3 protein-coding genes are annotated in these 3,577 nt (G+C 60.3%); 1 reads left to right on the top strand and 2 read right to left on the bottom strand.

Annotated features, from left to right (window positions below; translation table 11 throughout):
* Positions 1–137: 137 nt before the first annotated feature.
* Positions 138–1,166 (bottom strand): aldo/keto reductase, encoded by a 1,029-nt coding sequence (locus AC1XOS_RS21095; RefSeq protein WP_481964182.1) that lies wholly within the window; start codon positions 1,164–1,166, stop codon positions 138–140.
* Positions 1,167–1,206: 40 nt separating this feature from the next.
* The gene (locus AC1XOS_RS21100) at positions 1,207–1,839 is read right to left on the bottom strand and encodes a hypothetical protein (protein WP_481964183.1); all 633 of its coding nucleotides are present in this window, start codon (positions 1,837–1,839) and stop codon (positions 1,207–1,209) included.
* Between the two features lie 15 nt (positions 1,840–1,854).
* On the opposite strand from AC1XOS_RS21100, the gene AC1XOS_RS21105 reads away from it, so the two are divergent.
* Positions 1,855–3,441, top strand: a complete 1,587-nt coding sequence (locus AC1XOS_RS21105; RefSeq protein ID WP_481964184.1) for a hypothetical protein — start codon at positions 1,855–1,857, stop codon at positions 3,439–3,441.
* The last annotated feature ends 136 nt before the right edge of the window (positions 3,442–3,577 follow it).

Below are 3,577 nucleotides of genomic sequence, written 5' to 3' on the forward strand. Positions count from 1 at the left end.
GATCCGTCGGCGGGCCTGCGAACTGCTGCCGCGATCGTGGCCTGTGTCTATATCTTTGGTTTTATCGGCCTCTCCCTTGCCCCGGAGACCCGGGGCAAGGCGCTGCCGGAGTAGCAACAGGCCGCTTTAGCCGCCCGCTACGTCGGAAATGGGTTCCGATCAAACCCATCTTGGTGCCAGTAGGGGTAGGTCTTGGTCTTGTTGCTGGCCGCATCCAGACGCGCGACTTGCTCGCCCGTCAGGTTCCAGCCGACCGCTCCGAGGTTTTGCTTCAGCTGCTCCTCATTGCGTGCCCCGACCACCAGAGTCGCGACCGTGGGGCGCTGTAAGAGCCAGTTGAGCGCGAGCTGCGGGACGGTCTTGCCTGTTTCTTCGGCGAGCTGATCCAGCACGTCCACCACGCCGTAGAGATACTCATCGTCCACGGGTGGGCCGTTGTCCACGACCACTTTCGACTGCAAGCGGCTGCTCTCCGGGAGTGGCTGGCCACGGCGGATCTTGCCAGTCAGGCGGCCCCAGCCTAGCGGACTCCAGACCACGGCTCCTACTTTCTGATCGAGCCCCAGCGGCATCAGCTCCCACTCGTAGTCGCGGCCAATGAGGGAGTAATAGGCTTGGTGGGCCACGTAGCGCGGTAGGCCGTACTTCTCCGCCGCCGCCAGCGACTTCATTAAATGCCAGCCCGAGAAGTTCGAGCAGCCGACGTAGCGAATCTTACCCGCCCGCACAAAGTCATCAAGAGTCTGGAGCGTCTCTTCGACGGGCGTGAAGGCGTCGAAAGAGTGGAGCTGGAACAGATCAATGTAGTCCGTGCCGAGCCGCCGCAGGCTATTGTGGATCGTCTCCATTAAGTGAAAGCGCGACGAGCCGGTCTCGTTGTGCCCTGGCCCCGTGCGAAAGCCGCCCTTGGTCGAGATCAGGACTTTATCGCGGCGGCCTTTGATCGCCTGCCCCAGAATCTCCTCCGCCTTGCCCCCCGAGTAGACATCCGCAGAGTCAAACATCGTCAGGCCCGCGTCGAGGCAGATGTCCACTAGCCGCGTCGCCTCCGCCACATCGCTCGCGCCCCACGCCTCAAAGAACGCGCCGCTGCCACCAAACGTGCCGGTGCCAAAGCTCAGAACGGGCACCTTGAGGCCAGAGGCCCCTAAAAATCGGTATTCCATGCTCCTGATATACCTGAAAGCCCGAATCTGTTCCCGGTAGCTACAAAACCATCCCGCGACGCGCCGTCTGAGCATAGGAAACCAGCTCCGGGAGACGTGCTCCTTTTGTGGCCAGAAACGCGTCAATAATGCCCTGTACACGCTTCGGGTCGGCACCTTGCCAGTGTCCTAAGCCGTGAAGAGCACTCTCCTGACAGGCGAGATGCGGCAAGGCTAGCGCTCGCTCCAGAACGTCGAGGACGGCACTGTTTAGCTCTGTTCGGGCATTTTTGTAGAGTGGGAAGATGTCCCACCACATAAAGCAAACATGATGGAGTTCATCTCTCGTTTTCTGGCTTAGAAGCTCAGGGCAACGAGTGGCAAAGACTTCTTTATAGACACGATAGATACTCTTAAGGCAGGTTCGACACTCGGTGCGTGGTAATTCCAGGTTGAAGAGGGCTGTGAGTGGCGAGTCTCCTTCCCAAATTAGCCTATGGAGCCCTTTGCCCACCTGGGTATTCGAGTAAGGTTGAAGAAGCTCACCGGCATGGGTGAAGAGGTGCGTTGCAAAAGCAAGCGTATCGGTGTTGGAGATCTCAGGAAATTCCCCTCGTATCCAGTCCCAATCGTCGGGGTGATCGAACCAGGCACGAACCCAGTTCTCGAAGCTCATGGTCTGCATAAAAGGCATGCTATCATGAGGAGTATGGATCAACCGCCGCCACAGACTCCAGCGCCACTGCCGCCGTTTGTGCTCTCGAACTTTTCGTCGCTCTCGGCCAAAGAGCTGCGCTGGGATCGGGAGTTTTCGTTTGTCTGGGGAGACTTAAAGCTTTCGTCGGGGAAGGCGAGCTATGTGGTGAAAGACAAGACCCTGCTCGCGGAGGGCAGTGTCGCCGCGAAGCTTGGGACAGAGCGAGTTGAAGGGAAAGACCTCAAGATCACCGGGCTGGACATGGCGGCACGCTCGGTTAGCAAAGACGGTTTTGGCTTTTACTTCACCGACGCAAAGCTCTTCTCACCGGTCCTGTATATCGCGGGGAAGACGCTTAGTGTCTCCAGTGAGACGGGCGCGGAGGCACGCCGTCTGCTTTTTGTGCCCGGCCCCGATCCCAAGGGCGAGCTCGAACTCTCTGCGGATCGGCTACGCTCACAGCCGGGAAGTGGGCGCTTGTTTTTTGAGAACGCGACCGTCCGGGTTTTGGGCAACCGCCTGATCACCCTGCCACGGCTGGGAGTTACCCCGCGCTACGATAGAAAACGCGAGGAGCAGAGCCTGGTGTTGCCCATTATCTACCGAACGTCGCGCGTCTCAGGTGTGGTGGTAGGGGTACGCCTGCCGTTCGCGCCCGTGGGAGGCGCCCCGGGGACCTTTATCGTCGAGTCCACCACACTCCAAGGCTGGAACGTGCTGGCGACGGCGCGAAAAGAGCTTCTCGGTCAGCCGACTTCTCCTGAGTCTGAGGAGCCCAATCTCTTCACGGGAGTGCGCAATGCCACCCAGAAAGAGCGCAGCTTTGAGGAGCGCGTGCGGCCTTTTATTATCGCCCGACCTCCGGTTGCTCCTGATCTTTCTTTGCGCCGCTACGCGCAGGCACTGAGTGCGCCTGCCGTGCTAGATCCCTTGCCTTTGCAGAGCAAGCCGACCTTGGCTCTGGAAGCAACCGCTGAATCGAATCGCGAGTTCGTGCGGCGCGGGGCGTTTCTGCTCCGCTCACGCCTCCCTGAGGCGGTGCTGACGGGGCGGATACCCGGGAGCAAGGGGGAGGGCGGCTGGCTTGCAACACTGGGCGGAGGCCCGGCGCGTGAGACGTTTCTGGATGGCTCTGGTAAGCACGTGCAAGCGGATCGGCTGATCGGCTCGCTGGCCTGGGAAGCACCCCGCATCCGGCTAAGCCCTCACAGTCAGGCACACGCTCTCCTGCGCCAGATCGAGCAGCGCTACTCCCATAACCACTACAGTATCTCCGAGCTACGCCTCTCCACCGACTATGGCTTCACTCCTCAGACTGGCCTGAGTGGCGGCGTAGCCCTGCGCCGTGCCCAGGGGAAGTCCCCGTTTCTCTTTGACACGCTTGAAGCCCTCAGTGAAGCACAGCTCCGAGGCCAAACACAACTGGGCAGCCTGACAGTCGCCCTGATGGGCCGCTGGGATCTGCGCACCCGCCAAATCTTCGACCAGGAGATCGCCCTCGGCTGGCGCGGCAAGACCATCGAGCCGCGCCTTACCTGGCGCAGCCAGAACCAGCAAGTCGGCTTCACCATCAACCTCCCCGCCCTCACCGGGTTCTAGCCCACCTGAACCCACCCCGGGTGGGTTCGAGGAGGAAATTTGGCCTGTCGCCCCGAATAGGGCTTCAAAAGTTTGTACTTTTCTGAGGACATAAAAAAGATGGCAAAGCAAGTTCGTATCGGTCTGGTGGGGTATC

It is taken from the genome of Armatimonas sp. (assembly GCF_964826245.1).

Coding starts and splice junctions, on each gene's coding strand:
- AC1XOS_RS21095 (WP_481964182.1), bottom strand. CDS start 1,166: ATGGAATACCGATTTTTAGGGGCCTCTGGCCTCAAGGTGCCCGTTCTG.
- AC1XOS_RS21100 (WP_481964183.1), bottom strand. CDS start 1,839: ATGCCTTTTATGCAGACCATGAGCTTCGAGAACTGGGTTCGTGCCTGG.
- AC1XOS_RS21105 (WP_481964184.1), top strand. CDS start 1,855: ATGGATCAACCGCCGCCACAGACTCCAGCGCCACTGCCGCCGTTTGTG.